Below are 270 nucleotides of genomic sequence, written 5' to 3' on the forward strand. Positions count from 1 at the left end.
TATTCGCTGCCCAGTTCCGCGATGATGTAGCGCATCAGGCGCACGGCGGAGTCCAGCGTGGTCGCCGCAAAGCTGACTACGATGACCGCGACCAGCGTACTGCCGACGTTGGCGGGCAGGCCGAGGTGCGAGATCAGCTGACCGGACCCCTGAACGAAGCTCGAGAGGCCATTGGCACCCGCCGCGGCGAAGCTTGAATAGGTTGCGGTGAAGTCGGCCTGGGTTGCGAACAGGGTCGCCACCGCGATGATGGAAATCAGCGCCAGCATG

General features: G+C 64.1%; 1 protein-coding gene. It reads right to left on the bottom strand.

Features of this window, described 5'->3' with window-relative positions; translation table 11 throughout:
* Positions 1 to 270 (bottom strand): hypothetical protein (locus tag R0J88_RS20360; protein WP_410900929.1); only part of this gene is annotated, 270 nt, incomplete at both ends.

The organism is Pseudoalteromonas sp. SIMBA_162, from assembly GCF_046535955.1.
GTDB lineage: Bacteria > Pseudomonadota > Gammaproteobacteria > Enterobacterales > Alteromonadaceae > Pseudoalteromonas > Pseudoalteromonas marina.